13 protein-coding genes and 1 riboswitch are annotated in these 16,331 nt (G+C 39.3%); of the genes, 6 read left to right on the plus strand and 7 right to left on the minus strand.

What is annotated here, in order from left to right; all coding sequences use genetic code 11:
• Positions 1-15: 15 nt before the first annotated feature.
• Positions 16-930 carry a carbohydrate ABC transporter permease gene (locus tag HC725_RS05085; protein ID WP_190330689.1) on the minus strand — a complete coding sequence of 305 codons (915 nt, stop codon included), beginning with the start codon at positions 928-930 and terminating at the stop codon, positions 16-18.
• Between the two features lie 2 nt (positions 931-932).
• Positions 933-1,817, minus strand: coding sequence for a carbohydrate ABC transporter permease (locus HC725_RS05090; RefSeq protein WP_190330690.1), 885 nt, complete (start codon positions 1,815-1,817; stop codon positions 933-935).
• 630 nt (positions 1,818-2,447) lie between these two features.
• Here HC725_RS05090 and HC725_RS05095 point away from each other — a divergent pair.
• From HC725_RS05095 to HC725_RS05105, 3 genes are all read left to right on the plus strand, one after another.
• Positions 2,448-3,158 carry an oligogalacturonate-specific porin KdgM family protein gene (locus tag HC725_RS05095; RefSeq protein WP_190330691.1) on the plus strand — a complete coding sequence of 237 codons (711 nt, stop codon included), beginning with the start codon at positions 2,448-2,450 and terminating at the stop codon, positions 3,156-3,158.
• A 90-nt stretch (positions 3,159-3,248) separates the two neighbouring features.
• Positions 3,249-5,489, plus strand: a complete 2,241-nt coding sequence (locus HC725_RS05100) for a right-handed parallel beta-helix repeat-containing protein (RefSeq protein ID WP_190330692.1) — start codon at positions 3,249-3,251, stop codon at positions 5,487-5,489.
• A gap of 96 nt (positions 5,490-5,585) precedes the next feature.
• A complete protein-coding gene (locus tag HC725_RS05105) occupies positions 5,586-8,243 on the plus strand; it encodes a pectinesterase family protein (RefSeq protein WP_190330693.1) in 2,658 nt (885 codons plus the stop codon).
• A 152-nt stretch (positions 8,244-8,395) separates the two neighbouring features.
• On the opposite strand, the gene HC725_RS16845 is transcribed toward HC725_RS05105, so the two are convergent.
• Positions 8,396-8,791, minus strand: coding sequence for an EAL domain-containing protein (locus tag HC725_RS16845; protein ID WP_342365924.1), 396 nt, complete (start codon positions 8,789-8,791; stop codon positions 8,396-8,398).
• Between the two features lie 41 nt (positions 8,792-8,832).
• On the opposite strand from HC725_RS16845, the gene HC725_RS05115 reads away from it, so the two are divergent.
• Complete coding sequence (locus HC725_RS05115; RefSeq protein WP_190330694.1) at positions 8,833-9,927, plus strand: YdcF family protein; 1,095 nt, start codon at positions 8,833-8,835, stop codon at positions 9,925-9,927.
• A gap of 326 nt (positions 9,928-10,253) precedes the next feature.
• Here the strand turns inward: HC725_RS05115 and HC725_RS05120 are convergent, their stop codons facing one another.
• From HC725_RS05120 to HC725_RS05135, 4 genes are all read right to left on the minus strand, one after another.
• Positions 10,254-10,817 (minus strand): manganese efflux pump MntP, encoded by a 564-nt coding sequence (locus HC725_RS05120; RefSeq protein WP_190330695.1) that lies wholly within the window; start codon positions 10,815-10,817, stop codon positions 10,254-10,256.
• Positions 10,818-10,824: 7 nt separating this feature from the next.
• A riboswitch (yybP-ykoY riboswitch) is annotated at positions 10,825-11,005 on the minus strand.
• A gap of 32 nt (positions 11,006-11,037) precedes the next feature.
• The gene (locus tag HC725_RS05125) at positions 11,038-11,796 is read right to left on the minus strand and encodes a DeoR/GlpR family DNA-binding transcription regulator (RefSeq protein ID WP_190330696.1); all 759 of its coding nucleotides are present in this window, start codon (positions 11,794-11,796) and stop codon (positions 11,038-11,040) included.
• Positions 11,793-12,779, minus strand: a complete 987-nt coding sequence (gene pdxA, locus HC725_RS05130) for a 4-hydroxythreonine-4-phosphate dehydrogenase PdxA (RefSeq protein WP_190330697.1) — start codon at positions 12,777-12,779, stop codon at positions 11,793-11,795. Before pdxA ends, HC725_RS05125 begins: the two co-directional genes overlap by 4 nt.
• A 1-nt stretch (position 12,780) precedes the next feature.
• Entirely contained in the window at positions 12,781-14,088 is a 1,308-nt protein-coding gene (locus HC725_RS05135) for a four-carbon acid sugar kinase family protein (protein WP_238928436.1), read from the minus strand.
• Positions 14,089-14,279: 191 nt separating this feature from the next.
• On the opposite strand from HC725_RS05135, the gene HC725_RS05140 reads away from it, so the two are divergent.
• Positions 14,280-15,422: an iron-containing alcohol dehydrogenase gene (locus tag HC725_RS05140; RefSeq protein WP_190330699.1), complete on the plus strand. Its 1,143-nt coding sequence runs from the start codon at positions 14,280-14,282 to the stop codon at positions 15,420-15,422.
• A gap of 9 nt (positions 15,423-15,431) precedes the next feature.
• Positions 15,432-16,310: a dihydrodipicolinate synthase family protein gene (locus HC725_RS05145; protein WP_190330700.1), complete on the plus strand. Its 879-nt coding sequence runs from the start codon at positions 15,432-15,434 to the stop codon at positions 16,308-16,310.
• Positions 16,311-16,331: the final 21 nt, after the last annotated feature.

The following is a 16,331-nucleotide window of genomic DNA, read 5'->3' on the forward strand; positions in this document are numbered from 1 at the left end:
TTTGTCACTCCAAAATTAACCTTTAATACCGCTGTTTGAGACGCCTTCCACAAAGTATTTTTGTGACATAAAGAAGACAACAATTGACGGGATGATAGCGATAGAAGCCATTGCAAGGATCTCATTCCAACGCGCACCTTCGGTGACATCGATAGACATTTTCAATGCAAGAGCAATAGGGAATTTCTCAACACTTGATACGTAAATCAGCGGACCTAAGAAGTCATTCACCGACCACATGAACTGGAACAAAGCCACCGAGATAATCGCAGGGCGAATAACCGGAACCACAACATGCCAAAGGACTTGCAGTGAATTACAACCATCGATCATTGCTGCTTCTTCCATATCCGTTGGTATACCACGTAAGAACTGAACCAACATAAAGACAAAGAAACCTTGTGTTGCAAATGCTAATGGCAAATACAAAGGTAAATAACTGTCTAGCAAGCCCATTTCGCGAAACATCAGATACTGAGGAATAAGCAGTACAGTTTGCGGTAATAAGATTGACGCGATTAAAGTACCAAACCACAATTTTTTCCATGGAATATCAAAGCGAGCAAAGCCATAAGCAACAATGGTCGAAGATACGACGGTAAAGAACACTTTTGGCACAACATATAAAAAGGTATTAATAATGTAGTGACCAAAGGTAAATTCCGTGCCGGTTTTCCAACCATTGATAAAGCCTTCTAAGCTCCATTCTTTTGGGATCAAACTCATTGAAGTAAAAATTTCATGGTTCGGTTTCAAGGCTGCAGTAAACATCCATAACAGTGGATACAGCATCATTAACCCGACGACACCTAATACAACATAACGAATGAAAGCGTTGATTTTTTCACGTCGTAATGTGCGGTTGTTTTCAGCATTGTCGGCTTTGGTACTGTTATTCATAACATTATTGTCTTTCGTTATTGTATCCATGATTATTTCCCACCCTTATCGCCAGAATAAAATACCCAGTACTTAGATGAGCGGAACGTGATGCCGGTGAAGATGGCAACAATGACGAACAATGCCCATGCCAACGCACTGCCATAGCCCATGTCAAAGAATTTGAATGCGGTTTCATAGATATAAAGTGAGATGAGATAAGTCGATTTCATTGGACCACCACCCGTCACAACATATGGCGCGGTAAACTCCTGGAAAGCTTGAGTGGTTTGCATGATGAAGTTAAAGAAAATGACGGGGGTAATAAGTGGCACTGTCACTTTTGTAAACATCTGCCATTTGCTGGCTCCATCAATCATCGCGGCTTCATATTGAGATTGTGGAACATTTTGTAGCGCCGCTAAAAAGATAACCATCGCGGAACCGAACTGCCAAGCTCGTAATAAAGTAATGGATAAAAGAGCGAAAGAAGGCTCACCTAACCAGTTAATTGGATCGATACCAATGACGTCAAGCATGCCATTTAATACCCCATCAATTGCAAATAGAGCACGCCACAATACTGCGATAGCGATACTACTGCCTAAAATCGATGGTATATAATACGCGGTACGGAAGAATCCGATGCCTTTCAACTTAAAGTTAAGAATGAAGGCGATAAACAACGCAAAGGCTAACTTCACTGGAATGGTCAAGAAAACGTACATAAATGTCACGCTCATTGATTTCCAAAACGTATCATCTTCAAAAAGCATGTACTGATAGTTATCCAGACCCACAAAGTTTGGTGTGGTCATAAGATCATAATCAGTAAAGCTCATCAAGAATGACGATACAAACGGAAAAGCCGTAAACAATATCAACCCGATAATATAGGGTGATAAGTACGCTAATCCTAACTTTCGATTTTCATACATTTTCTTGTCCTCGATAATTAAAAGATACGCTACTGAGGTAGAAGCTGACCCTGTTAATACGACTCAGAAGCCATATCAAAATAGATGAGAGATAAGAAATATTCTATAGCCAATAAATACAAATGTGATCTGTAATATATAATTTCGGAACATTATTTCAATTTTATATCTAAAAGATTGATTAAATCTAAATAAATAAAAAATTGAAACAGTTTCAAAAATAATAAAAACATAAAACAAAGATCAACCATAGACTAAAGTCTTATTGTTTTATCATTGGAAATTGTTAATTAAAATTTATGCTAAAATTTATTAAGTAGAAATAAAAGTCAGAAGAAAGTACTATAAAATACTGAATTTAAACAGATTAGTATACATTAACATGCCTCACATACATTCTGTTTACATATATGAATAGATGCAACCACATATGAATAACATTTACACCCCATAACAAAACCAAGCTAATCACCATTAATAAACAATAAAAATGATCAACTTCAAAAAAACAGACCTATATTTTTAAAACAATGTTTCATGGATCACAATAGATTTTAATTTATGTTTTATTTATACGGTTTAATATTAATATTAACTTCGTAAAACAAACCAATAATAAAAGGATTGATTATGAAAAAGGTATTAACACTCTCATTACTAGCTGTTGCAATAACTTCTGCTTCTGTCTCTGCAACCACTATTAATATTCGCCATGAATGGAAACCTGAATTCGGTGATAATGCTGCAGGGAATGCAGACCGTATTGCCGTGAGCCATCGATTTGCAAGTGGCGTTGGTTTTGAAGTCGAAGGAAAATGGAAATCTAATAACGACGACGCCTATAGTGATTTCAGCGGCAATGGCCAACAAGCAAACATTAGTTACCAATGGAAAATGAGCGATGCCTTCTCTTTAACACCTCAATTTAAACTTGAATCTAACGACAAGAAAACCGGCTACCAAGGGAACTTAACTCTTGGCTACAAAGCCTCCGATAGCATCTCAACTTCAATTCGCTATCGCTATCACTACGATAATGTTGCAAGCTCTCAAGATTCTTCTCACTACAATCGAATTACATTAGCAGCCAGCTACAGTGGTTTAACCGATTATAAATTCGGCTTCAGTACGGATTACACCATTAAGCAAGAAGGCGCTGAAGTGTGGGATGGTAACAAAGAAGGTATTTCAGAAATTAACTTAACAGGTGAATATAAAGGATTTGGTGGTGGATGGGCACCATTTATAGAGATCGGTGTTACACCAAGTGCTAAATATAATGGCGATGATATGGATAGCTGGCGTCCACGATACCGTGTTGGTATGAAATATAGCTACTAATATCCATAACCCGTTTATCTAACATTTTTTATTAGGGCTTATTTTGTATTTAGCAGAATAAGCCTTTTTTCATTTAAGGAGTAAGTAAAAATGAAGAAAACCACTATCTCGGTTTGTTTAGCTATGTTGTTATCTCCTGCGGTTCTTGCCGCTAATGCCGTTCCCGATGCAAAAAATCTTACTTGGCACGCTATCACTTTTGGTCAATCAACGGATCTTAATTTTGGATCAACTATTCTTCCAGAAAAAGTGGGTACTAACCAAGTTACCGTCGATGGTAAAAAAATAGATTCAGGCAAACTTGCCAATAAATTTACCATTGAAAGTCGCGGCGGAAAACTAGCCAACTCACATGAAGGCGTGACTTATTACTACACCTCACTTCCAACCGATGTGAACTTCACGCTGACCGCTGATATTCAATTAGAGCAACTTGGCCCAGAAACTGGCGCCACACCTAACCGTCAAGAAGGTGCAGGCATCATGATCCGTGATGTGATCGGCAAGCCTCGTATGGATCCTCAACCTCAAGGTATGGAAGAATTTCCAGCAGCTTCCAACATGGTAATGAATGCCCTACGCGCCAATAAAAAAACCGTCAATGGGTTAACTAATATTAATGGTATTTATCGTGAAGGGATCTACCAACCTTGGGGAACGGGCGGAAATAAAATGTCCCGCGATGAATATGTAAAAGGTGTGCCATTTGGTCCTAAAACCCATTATAAAATGTCAGTCACTCGTACTGATTCTGGATTCACAGTTAGTTACGATGATGGAAAAACACAAAAAACACAGTCTTTAGATGGCGCTCATGCCAACATCGTAGAGATGCAAGATCCAAACACTCAATATGTAGGCTTCTTTGCTTCTCGTAACGCTAAAATCAATGTTTCCGATGTGAAATTAACCTTATCAGAAGCTAAAACCGTCGATGCACCAAAGTATCAAGCCAAACTCAATGACCTGGTTTTTGAAAATGCCTCTTCACCTCGTACCGCCAGTGACGATTATTTAGTTCAAGCACGTGCAAACTACGCTGGTACTTTCAGCCTCACTCAAGATGGTAAATCAGTAGTAAAAGACCAAACCATAAAAGCCGGTGAGCTATTTAGTTACGAAGCCGATATCAACAACGCTTCATCCGATTTTGAAATTACCTTTACCGCAAGCGAAGGCCCAAGCCTAGAAGCACAAACGCATAAAGTCGTTGTTACAAAATCCAATGTTGCTGATGCAGATGATATCTATGTTAGCCCAACCGGTGTAGCAACAGCCGATGGCAGTGAAGCAAATCCAATGAATCTTGCTACAGCGATGGAATTACTTGCTCCGGGCGGCACAATTTATCTTGAAGATGGTGACTACCCTGCCATTACGATTGAAGCCACGGCCAGCGGCAGCAAAGACAATGTGAAAAACCTTGTAGCTAAAGGCGATAAGGTGCGTTTTGTCGGTGAGGTGATCCACAATGCCCATTATTGGCATTACACCGGAATCGAAGTGTCTGGCGCTCAGTTTATTGTTCATGGTAGCCATAATACCTTCGAGAAAATGGTGACGCATGGTGCTCCAGATACTGGTTTCCAAATAACCTCTACCGCTGAAGTAGGCAAAGCGTTGTGGGCAAGCTACAACACCGTTATTGACAGTGAAAGCTATAACAATATGGATGAATCACGCATCAACGCTGATGGCTTTGCTGCCAAAATGCGTGTTGGTGAAGGTAATACCTTTATTCGTTGTATATCTCATCACAATGCCGATGATGGCTGGGATCTCTTCAACAAAGTAGAAGATGGTCCGAATGGCGCGGTGACCATTTTGGATTCGGTCTCCTTTATGAATGGACAAAATCTTGGTTATCCAAACAAAGGTGGCACCATTGGTAATGGATTTAAACTCGGTGGCGAAGGCTTACCCGTTCCTCATGTTATTAAAAACAGCCTAGCTTTTGCCAATAATATGGATGGATTTACGGATAACTTTAACCCGGGAACGTTAACGGTTGAAAATAACGTTTCTATCGACAATAAGCGTTTTAACTATTTATTCCGTTTAAGCCCTTATTCCGATGAAATTAAACAAGGCACATTTACGCACAATACCTCGCTTCGTTTCTATCAAGAAAGTCAATACGATGATTCGGTCAGCAGTGAAAAAGCGGTTGATAATGCCTTCTATAGCGATGGAAAAACGCAATTCTCGGATAACAACACGATGGATGCCAAGTTGCTTGAAAAATTAAAAGCTGCGGCAAAAATCGATGAAAGCCAAAAAATACCCGGCCGAGTTGAAGCGCTCAAACTAAAAGAAATTCTCTTTAAATAGTTCATTCACTTAAAACCCATAACCCCTTTCGGTTATGGGTTTGTTGTTTAAGAAAATGAAAGGACACAATCTCGATAACAACATTTAGGACGGATCATGAAAAAGACTTTAGCCACTAGCTTAAAAATAGCGACCTTACTCACCCTATCTTTCCCCACCTATGCATCACTTTATAATGTCACCGTCGCACAAGATGAGTCAGGTGATTACAAAACAATTCAAGAAGCACTAGAAAACGCACCGAAAGATAACTCGCTTTACACTGTCTACATCAAAAATGGCACTTACAACGAAAGACTGAATATTGAACGCCCCAATATTTATCTCATTGGTGAGAATCGTGATCACACCATCATTACTGCTACTACAGCCAGTGGCACGTTAAAACCCGATGGTTCAAATTGGGGTACGACCGGAAGCCGAACAGTAAATATAAATGCCGAAAACTTTACTGCGCGTAGCTTAACCATTGCTAATGGCTTTGACTTTCCTGCCAATCAAATCAAAGCCGATGGCGATCCAACGAAAATACAATCGACACAAGCTGTCGCTTTATTGATTTCAAACCAAGCCAACCACAGCCAATTTAAAAACGTCAGCTTAGTTGGCTACCAAGACACCTTATACATCAAATCTCCAATGAATTATTTTGACCAATCTCGCATTAGTGGTCATGTTGATTTTATCTTTGGCTACGGTGGCGCACTCATAGAAAATAGTGACATTGTGGCGAGAAATAGAAACGATGTCGCAAGCGGAGAGCCTTATGGTTATCTCACCGCACCCGCCACAGATATTAAACAACCTTATGGATTTGTTTTTAAAAATTGTCAATTAACCAAAGAAAGCAACGAAGTTCCAGCTAACTCCTTCGCTTTAGGTCGCCCTTGGCATCCTACCACCACGTTTGATGATGGTCGTTACGCCGATCCAAATGCGATTGGACACAGCGCTTTTATTAATTGCACGATGGATGACCATATTTATGGCTGGGATAAAATGTCGGGAACAGGCAAAGATGGAAGTAAAGTCTGGTTCACCCCAGAAGACTCTCGATTTTGGGAATATCACAACCGAGGTGAAGGCGCCGTTCAATCACATCATACTCATTCAGACAAATTGAAAGACAAAGCCTACCGCCCGCAACTCAGTAAGCAACAAATCAAAAAATATGATAATGACATTATTTTGCAGGGATGGATTCCTGATCTTTCTTTACCAAACGACAGCCAATTAAAAGGCGAAGTTCTGAACCAAGCGATGAAATTCCCAGCAACCATTACCGTGATTGATAGCCTAGGGCAAACCGTAATAGCCAGAACCGATAAAAAGGGTCGCTATCAAACCAACATTGCAAAAATGACGTTACCTATTGTCGTTTCTGTAGATGATCACAGTGGATTTTCCTGCTTAAACAGCGATAAAAAACGTTCACTCTGCATGAGTGCATTGATTACGAAAGCAAATGCAGGTGACGTCACTATTGGAAATATTAATCCATTTTCAGATGTCATCGTTTCTAGTGTTGCCAGCGCCGCCGGTATAGATGGCCCACAACAATTGGTTGCCAAAGGATATGTACCAGCACTGCCTTTAGATGCGTTTGAATTGGCACAAACACACTTTGAACAGGCATTCGGCGACTTAGCACCTAACCGTAATAAAGATCAACGTAATAAAAAACAAAGTAATGAGCAGGGTAATAGTAAAAATAATGATTGGAATCCGGTTTCTTACTCGAAACAATACCATTCATTAATGGAGGATTTGATCAAGCAAGTGATCCACAATCGTGGCTACACCACCAGCACCGGCTTGGCATCAGCCACAACCTTAACCGATTTAGCATTTCACCCCTTGCTGAGTGTCTCCGATAACCCAAGTTATCAGCTGCAAGCAGACCAATTATCACAAGTACAACAACAAGTGAAAAGAGCTAAAACAAGAGTGTTTATTGTTGGCGATTCAACCGTCTCTAACTATGAAGCCGATTTATTTCCAAGAATGGGTTGGGGTCAAGCCTTCGATTTACAATATACCACTCCTGATTTGTCCATCGTGAATGCCGCACGTTCTGGCCGTAGTTCACGTGACTTCATTAATGGTCGCTGGTTAAGCAGTATTGAACCTTATGTACAGCGCGGCGATTATCTCTTCATCGAATTTGGTCATAATGATGAGAAATGTAATGGTGCCAATGGAGATAGAGGCCCAATTGATGTGGCAAACTTATGTACTTACCCAAATAGTGCCGATGGTAGACCACAATCACCACGTTGGTTACCTCATTACTCTTTCCAACATTCTTTAGAGCGTTATTTATTGTTCGCCAAAATGCATGGAATGCAACCAGTACTGTTCACACCACTTGCTCGCGCTAAAACGGCTCAAGGTGCCCTTGGCGCTCCGATAAATCCCGTACAGCATGTAACCAAACAAAATGCGGATAATGGTTATGCTTTTTATGGCAGTTATACTCAAACCATTATTGATACGGCAAAAAAATATCACATCCCATTAATCGATTTACAAGCTGAATCCATCAAACTTGGCGATAATGCAGGTGAAAATTGGGATCAATTATGGCTAGCAGTAGATCCTAATCAATACCCATATTACGAAGGAAAAACCGGTAGCTTGGAAAAACCAGACACCACACATTTTCAGCAACAAGGAGCTCAAGCTATTAGTCAGATCGTGGTAGACAAAATAAAGTCACTACCAAAGTTAACAAAGCTAGCAGAGTTGCTTTAAGGTAAAAAAGCTACATCGTTAATGTATTAGCCACATAAAAAAACACCTCGGCCGATTTATTAATCACATGCTTTTATTTAGTAAAAGCGTATCTTAATAAAAACAGTCGAGGTGCTTGACCTTCTTTCTGAGCAATAAGTGAATAGTTAAGGTTATTTCAAATATGTTCGAATAAATTCATCTAGTGGAATTGGCTTACCGTAGAAATAACCTTGAAGATAGTCCACACCATTTTCTTTTAAATAATCAACCTGAACTTGATCTTCAACCCCTTCAGCAGTCAAACTCAGATTTAACCTTCTGGCTAAATCGATAATATTATCCACCAATGGTGCGGAAACGGCATCACTACCAATTAAATCAATAAAGCTCAATTTAGTGTTATGAACACAAGCAAGCTCATCCAGTTTACATAAATGAATATATAGTGAAACTCTAGAATTATAACCAGTCTTGGTATCGGTTCTGAGCTCTACACTACCTAAATATCTAATCGAATCAATGATAACTATAAATAAGAGAACGCTCACATCACACCATACCGCCACAATGTAAGATAACTTTCCTTGTTATTTATTTTGGAATCGTCATGAAACGCACACTCTTATCTCTTACTTTTGCAGCGATCCTTTCTAGTTCTTTATATTCAGTACAAAGTCTTGCTGCATTAGATGTGGTTCAACCACAAATCAATTATACGGAAATGACCTCTCAGCGTCAGGTCGTTGACCAGTTACTTAATGATGCCTATCAAGCGTTTAAAAATCCTGCTCGTATATCCCACGCAGGTTTTACGGCTAAAATGCCAACGAACATGGAGATGATCACAAGCAATCTACTTGATGCCTATAAGTTGGAACCTTATCGCGTTGACTTACTCTTTTCAGCGGCCAATGCGCAGATTTACAATAGTAATGTCGATCGAGCGATTGAGCTATTTAGTCAAGTTTTAGAGGTCGCTCCGGATGATGTAGATGCTCATTCATACCTTGTTATTTGGCAAAATTTTAAAGGTAATAAGAGTGAAGTGACTAAACATTTAAACGCGTTAGAGCAATTAAACAAAGGTCGTGTCGCTGATTTGAAGAAAATCATGTCGACCGTTAACCGAATCGTTGATACACCACTCAGTAATACGATTAAAGGATCAACCAAAGGTAATAATGCCATTATCACATTAGGCTATGCTTTAAATCCTGATGGAAGCATGAATGAAATATTGATTGAACGACTTAACGCAACATTAACGATGGCCAAAAAGAATCCTAACGCTTACATCATTGTCACTGGTGGAGTGCCTAAAAATCACAAAACTGAAGGTAAGTTAATGGCCAATTGGCTAGTGAAAAATGGTATCGATAAATCGCGCATCATTGAAGATAACTACGCTAGAAGTACAGTCGAAAATGCGCTTTATAGTAGTTATATGTTAGCTCGCCATAATATCGATCACGCAACCATTATTAGCTCTGCAAGCCATGTTCGTCGTGGGCAAGCATTATTTGAAGTAGCTAGCTGGCAAACGGGCCCAAAAGGAATTAAGTTTGATACCTATGCCGCTAACGATCGTCCATTAGAAGAATTAAAAGTTCCTACCGATGGTGAATTACTGGGCATTTATCGTGACGCACTACGAGTTTACGGTATGTGGAGCTATCGCTCATATCCTTTAGAACAACGATAATATCAATCCACTGTATAGCTGATAACCAAATAAAAAGGTGGCTAACATATATTGTTAACCACCTTTTTCATTATTGATTTCCTACACAAATAAGCACCGAATAGTGATTCACCATAAGCGTACCGTAAAACCTATACATAACCTTTGGTCTAAATAGTTTGGCTCATTGAATCTCATAATCGTTTATTACTCGGTACTGAACCAGCGTTTGAAATTTTGTTGATCCATATTTAATGGTTCATAATGCTAAACCATTAAGATCAGACTAAGAAAAATACTCATGGGTATTAAATTATGGCGGAGCAATATTGAGCACAACAATGAATTTACATTACATGATCACAGAACAGCCATACACCTACAGCAATCAGTATAAAACCACCAAAAGTTTCAGCTCTTTTACCAATTAGATTCCCTAAAGCACCACCGAGCATAACGCCAATTGTGACCATGATGAACGTTGCAGAGCCAATCAATAACGCAGCAATTTCAATTCTCACATCTATAAATGCAAGGCCAACCCCAACTGCCATTGCATCAATACTGGTTCCTATAGCAGTGAGAATAATCAATGCCAAAGACTGTTTTTTAGGTAACGAATGCTCACTTTCTTCGGTATGGTTAAAACTTTCGTAGATCATATGAAGACCTAATCCACACAATAAAACCAAAGCAATCCAATGATCCCATGACTCAACATAGGTTGAAGCAGAGCGACCAATAAACCAACCAATAATAGGTGTAATAGATTCGACAAACCCAAAGATTAGCCCTAATTTTAGAGCATAGACAAACGAGGTATTTTTTATTCTGACACCTTTGCTAATAGCTGCGGCAAAAGCATCGGTGGACATTGCAAAAGCAAGAAGGATAAGGGCTAAGAGGTTCATTTTATTTACAACTCCGGTCAGGCTGAAAATTGAGTCCACAATACATCCACACGCCTGACCATAAGGCATGGATATATCGATGGTCTCGCCAACCAAGAGGTGTTCGTACCATGGTGATTTCACCACCAATTATGTTGATACGGACTTTTCCATTAACTGGAAACAGGCTACTCCCCAACGAAGTTCAGAGATACTAGCAAAACTGGTAATGTTTAGCGAGCTAGACAAAAATAGTTTTTATGCCCGTTTGTTTCAATTTTTCTTGTTCTTCAATAGGTAAATTACTATCACATACGATGTAATCTAAATCTTGTAGATCACAGGCTTTAAATAATGAATATTTACCGAACTTGCTGCTGTCCGCTATCAAGACTTTCGTTGTCGCACTGGAGATCAGATCATGTTTTAGGGCAGATTTTTCTTCGGTTGGTGTCGTTATCCCTTTCTCGATACTCCATGAGTTACAAGTAATAAAAGCCACATCTGGATTAATGCTTCTCAATAAGGAGCGACCATGCTCACCTATCGTAGACTGGCTACTATCATCCACTTTCCCTCCCGCAACGATCACTTCAATCTGCTTAAATTCCGATAAGAACAAGGCAATATGTAAATCCACGGTGATCACTCGCAGCGGCAGTTCAATAAAATGTCGTGCGAGTGTTAATGCAGTTGTTCCTGCATCGAGTACAACAGAATCTCCAGATTTAACCAACCCCATGGCAGCTTCCGCTATCAACCGCTTTTCACGAATATTTTGGATCATTTTCTCGTTAGTGGTGGGTTGATTGGCAACAAAACGATTTAACGAAACCCCGCCATGTGTACGGGATATTACGCCTTGCTCATCTAATTGGATCAAATCTCGGCGCACCGTCGCTGGAGATGCAGAGACAATTTTCACCAAATCTTCTACCGTCGCCAAATTATAAGATTTTAGATATTCTATTATTTTTTCAACTCGATGCTGATTTTTCATATATTGCTTAACTTTACGGCCAATTCAACAGAAACGATCATGCTCTCAGGATTCGCTTTACCTTGCCAAGCAATATCAAAAGCAGTGCCATGATCGGCGGAAGTACGGAAGAATGGTAACCCTGCAGTGATATTAACACCATCATAAAAACCCATTAATTTTAATGGTATATGGCCTTGATCATGATACATAGCCACAACAATGTCATATTTACCCTGATGCGCTTGTAAAAAAACCGTATCAGGAGGACAAGGACCATACACATCAATACCTTCTGCTTTCATTGTATTAATCGAAGGCGTAACTATATTGATCTCTTCTTTACCAAATAATCCATTCTCACCAGCATGAGGGTTTACACCTGCAACGGCAATTCTAGGATGTTCAAAGCCAGCTTTTTTCATAAAAGAATCAGCAATCCCAATAACCGTATTAATTCTTTCTTGATTTAAATTCGTTAAAAAATCAAGTAGGGCAATATGAGTCGTAACATGGATCACTTTCAATGTGTCCGTATACAAGACCATTGCATAATCTTTAGTATTGGTTAGCTTAGCAAGCAGTTCGGTATGACCTGGATATAAATGCCCAGCCGAATGAAGCGCTTCTTTATTCAAAGGTGCTGTTGCCACGGCGACAATATCACCAGATAAAGCTAATGATGTCGCTTTTTCAATACACCGATAAGCCAAATCACCCGCTTGTGGCTGAACTTTACCAAACTCAAAACTACTGATATCGTCCAAAGGTATATCAATGACATTAACAACATTAGGTGAAAAGTTAGCCTCACTGACCTCATTAATAACATTGATCTTTGCTTGAGCGCACAACCCTTTTTCAATGGTTAATCTCAAAATATCAGCACTGCCAATAACAATACATTGACGCCCTTTCAAAGAAGGCGCTTCCAATGCTTTCATAATAATTTCAGGGCCAATACCAGCCGGATCACCCATAGTTATGCCAATAATACCGTTCATATTAAATCCTCTTTTCAATAAAATGGATAACCTGTAACAGAGTGGTTGAGTCGCCAAACCCACCCGCCTTGGTAAATACAGGAATTGATGTAAGCTGTGGATAAGATAAATACCCCCAAGGGACACATTCAGCAGTGATCCCTTGAAGAGTAAATTCACTTATATTTAATTGATGGCATATCGCTAATGCTATATCACCACCACATAAAAAGAGAGCACCTGGTTTCTGCAGGGTAATAATATTTTGAGTTAACTCAGCGAGAGATAATTTCACCTTATTGCCAAGTTCTTGACGAGATAGGCCTAAACGGTTGGAAATATTGATAAGCTGTTGTCGTTGATCTACATCACGGCAAGTTCTCAAAAAACAATGCAGCCCAGTGGTCAAAAATTGTGCTGCTTGCTTCGCAATCATTGAGCAATACTGCTCACTGTTTAAAGACAATAAGGCTTCTACATCAACATCTATCACATGAGTGCTGTCTGATTCTTCAAGCCGTTTTTGTTGCTGCACACTCACTTCACTCATCGACCCGACAATGCCTAACATCGGTATATTAGTCTTTATTAATTTGGGGATTGATATATCAGAAGAAAATTCAGCCAATGGCGAAACCACCCGTGTCATATCTCCAGTAGAAACCAATAACACTTGGCAAGGTAGCGATAATGCTGCGTTATAAATCAAATCTAAATCTTGAGTATTTTCAACATCACAAATAACAATTCGTGGTTTAAATTGCTGATACATCATGAAAATTTCAGGTAACTGTGAAGAGCGAATATCATTAAGATAAATATTTTTGAACGGCCAATTCGTTTGAGAAGCAATAATATCGCTAATTCGAGAAGAGCTAATCGGTGATTTAGGATCACTGGCAAACTCCGTTTCTATCAATGGTAGTTCATCGACATAACAGATTCCTTGCAACGTTTTTCGGCCCACACTTGGGGCACCAATGGCGACGATGACCAGAGGAAAATCATTATCGGCAAGCGCTTCAATTTCTGCGCCAATATTACCTCTCAGCGTGGAATCAACTTTTTTCAATAATATTTTCTGCTGAGTTAGTTGAGGAAAGTCAGCTTTCATCTTATGAATTTTGCTCTGGGCAACAGAAAAATGATCATCACGGCTATCGGTACATAAAATGTAACTTTGGTTAGCTGATGGATTTAGAGGCCTCTCGTCTGACGGCAAAATAACAGAGACCTTATTTCCTGAATAAACCAAACCAATACCAATGTCATTAGCACCAGTAAAGTCATCCGCTACGATATAATTCAATGCCTGCCTCATTCTTGTCATCACTTCTACTGCCTAATTTTCGACTGTATAAGCATCATAAACAAAAAACATGCACGAATAAACAACAAAATGATTATATTTAATCATTTTGATTAAATGGGAGCACGATCAAACTTATTTATACATTATTGAATTAGGATTAGGTTCAATTAATCGAAAACATGATTGAAGTAAATCAAATGAGGGATGGTATGAATATTTTTACATCGGTATTAACTGGCGATACAAAACAAATTACAGAAGTGACCCGTCACTATAATAATCTATTGCTAATGACCGATAAGAATGTCTCTGTATTACCGGCCATACAAACTCTCATTAATGAGCTAAAACAAACCACAAATAATATTTATATTATTGATGATCTTCCTGCCGAACCAACGGATCAAGATGTCATTACGCTCATTAATAAGCTTCCACAAAACATTGATATGGTACTGGGTATTGGTGGCGGTAGCGTATTAGACATTAGTAAGCTTATTTCTGTCCTCTATGCAGAACAAGGTGATAAAAGTAAAATTGACGTTTTTCAATCACTATTAGTCGGAGAAAAGCCAAGTCAAAGGATTGCTTTAACATTAGTACCAACCACGGCAGGCACTGGCGCTGAAGCAACGCCTAATGCGATCATTGCCTTGCCCGCACAAGCAACAAAAGTCGGCATCATCTCACCAATAATGCTACCAGATTACGTATTACTCGTTCCTGAGCTTACTCTATCAATGCCTCATCATATTACCTCATCAACGAGTATAGATGCGTTATGCCACCTCATTGAATGCTTTACTGCCAGTATTTCCAACCCAATTGGTGACAATTACGCCTTGATAGGTATGCAAAAATTCTTCACCAATATAGAGGAAGTTATTGATCAACCAAACAACTTATTGGTGCGTTTAAATTTGCTGTGGGCCTCTTATTATGGTGGTGCTGCCATATCTCATGCAGGCACTCATCTGGTTCACGCCCTTTCTTATCCTCTTGGTGGTAAATACAAGATCCCACACGGTCTAGCCAACTCGTTATTGCTCGTTCCGTGTATGAAACATATTTGTGCACATACCAGTGAAAAATTTGCTCAAGTCTATGATTTATTACCAAGCGCAAATTTAGCATTAAGTGAGACTGAAAAAGCAAACCAATTAGTGGCTTACCTTGAAAACTTAGTGAATAAGTTACAGCTCCCGATCAAGCTCAATGATATTGGAATCGATAAGTCTCAAATTGCCGAACTGGCTAAAAATGCGATGGAAGTGAAACGTTTACTTAATAACTCTCCAGTCAGTGTGACTGAACAAGAAGTTTTTGAAATCTATAACAGTATTTGTGAATAAGGAATCATGATGAACACACCAATCTCAGGACCATATGTTGCCATTGTCACGCCATTCAACCCAGATGGATCACTGAATGAGAATGGGTTAAGAGCCCAAGTTGAACGTCAAATTGGCTTCGGTAACAATATTTTTTGCAATGGCACCAACGGTGAATTTTTTGTTCTAACCGATGAGGAAAAGCGACGCGTGACTGCCGTATGCATCGAGCAAGCAAAAGGTCGAGTGAGTGTGGTTAGCCATATCGGTGAGCTCACATTAGAGCAAACCATTGCCCATGGTAAGGACGTGCAATCGTTAGGTTTAGATGCCGTGTCAGTGATTACACCATGGTTTTCTGCGCTCAGAGAGGCTGAGTTAATCAACTATTATCGCCAAGTCGCCGATAGCTTAGATATTCCAGTTTATCTTTATAATATTCCTGCTCGCACTGGCAATACTATTACTCCCACCATTGCAGATACATTAGCAAGTCACCCCAATATCTATGGCATAAAAGATAGCGCTGGTTCATACGAAAGCTTGTCAGGATTCTTAGAGATCGCCCGTAAACATAATCAGTTTGATGTATTAACTGGCCCTGATTCTTTGATCTTAACTGGTTTCCAAGAAGGCTGCATTGGTTGTGTCTCTGGCATTGCCAATATCGTCCCGGATCTTGTTAACCAAATTTATACAGGATTTAAAAATGATGATTTGCAATCAGCCAATCAAGCACAAGAAAGAATTAACTACTTAAGAGACAATTTATATCCAATAGCCTTTGCACCTGCCGTAGTTAAGAAAACCATTAGTTTACTTGGTGAAGATGTCGGTGAAAGCCGTTACCCAGTATGTTTTACCGATGATGATGTCAATAAAATAAAAACAATTATTCATAACCAATAAGCTGTAAACCAATAATAAAAG

This window comes from Vibrio sp. S17_S38 (assembly GCF_014694375.1).
Classification (GTDB): domain Bacteria; phylum Pseudomonadota; class Gammaproteobacteria; order Enterobacterales; family Vibrionaceae; genus Vibrio.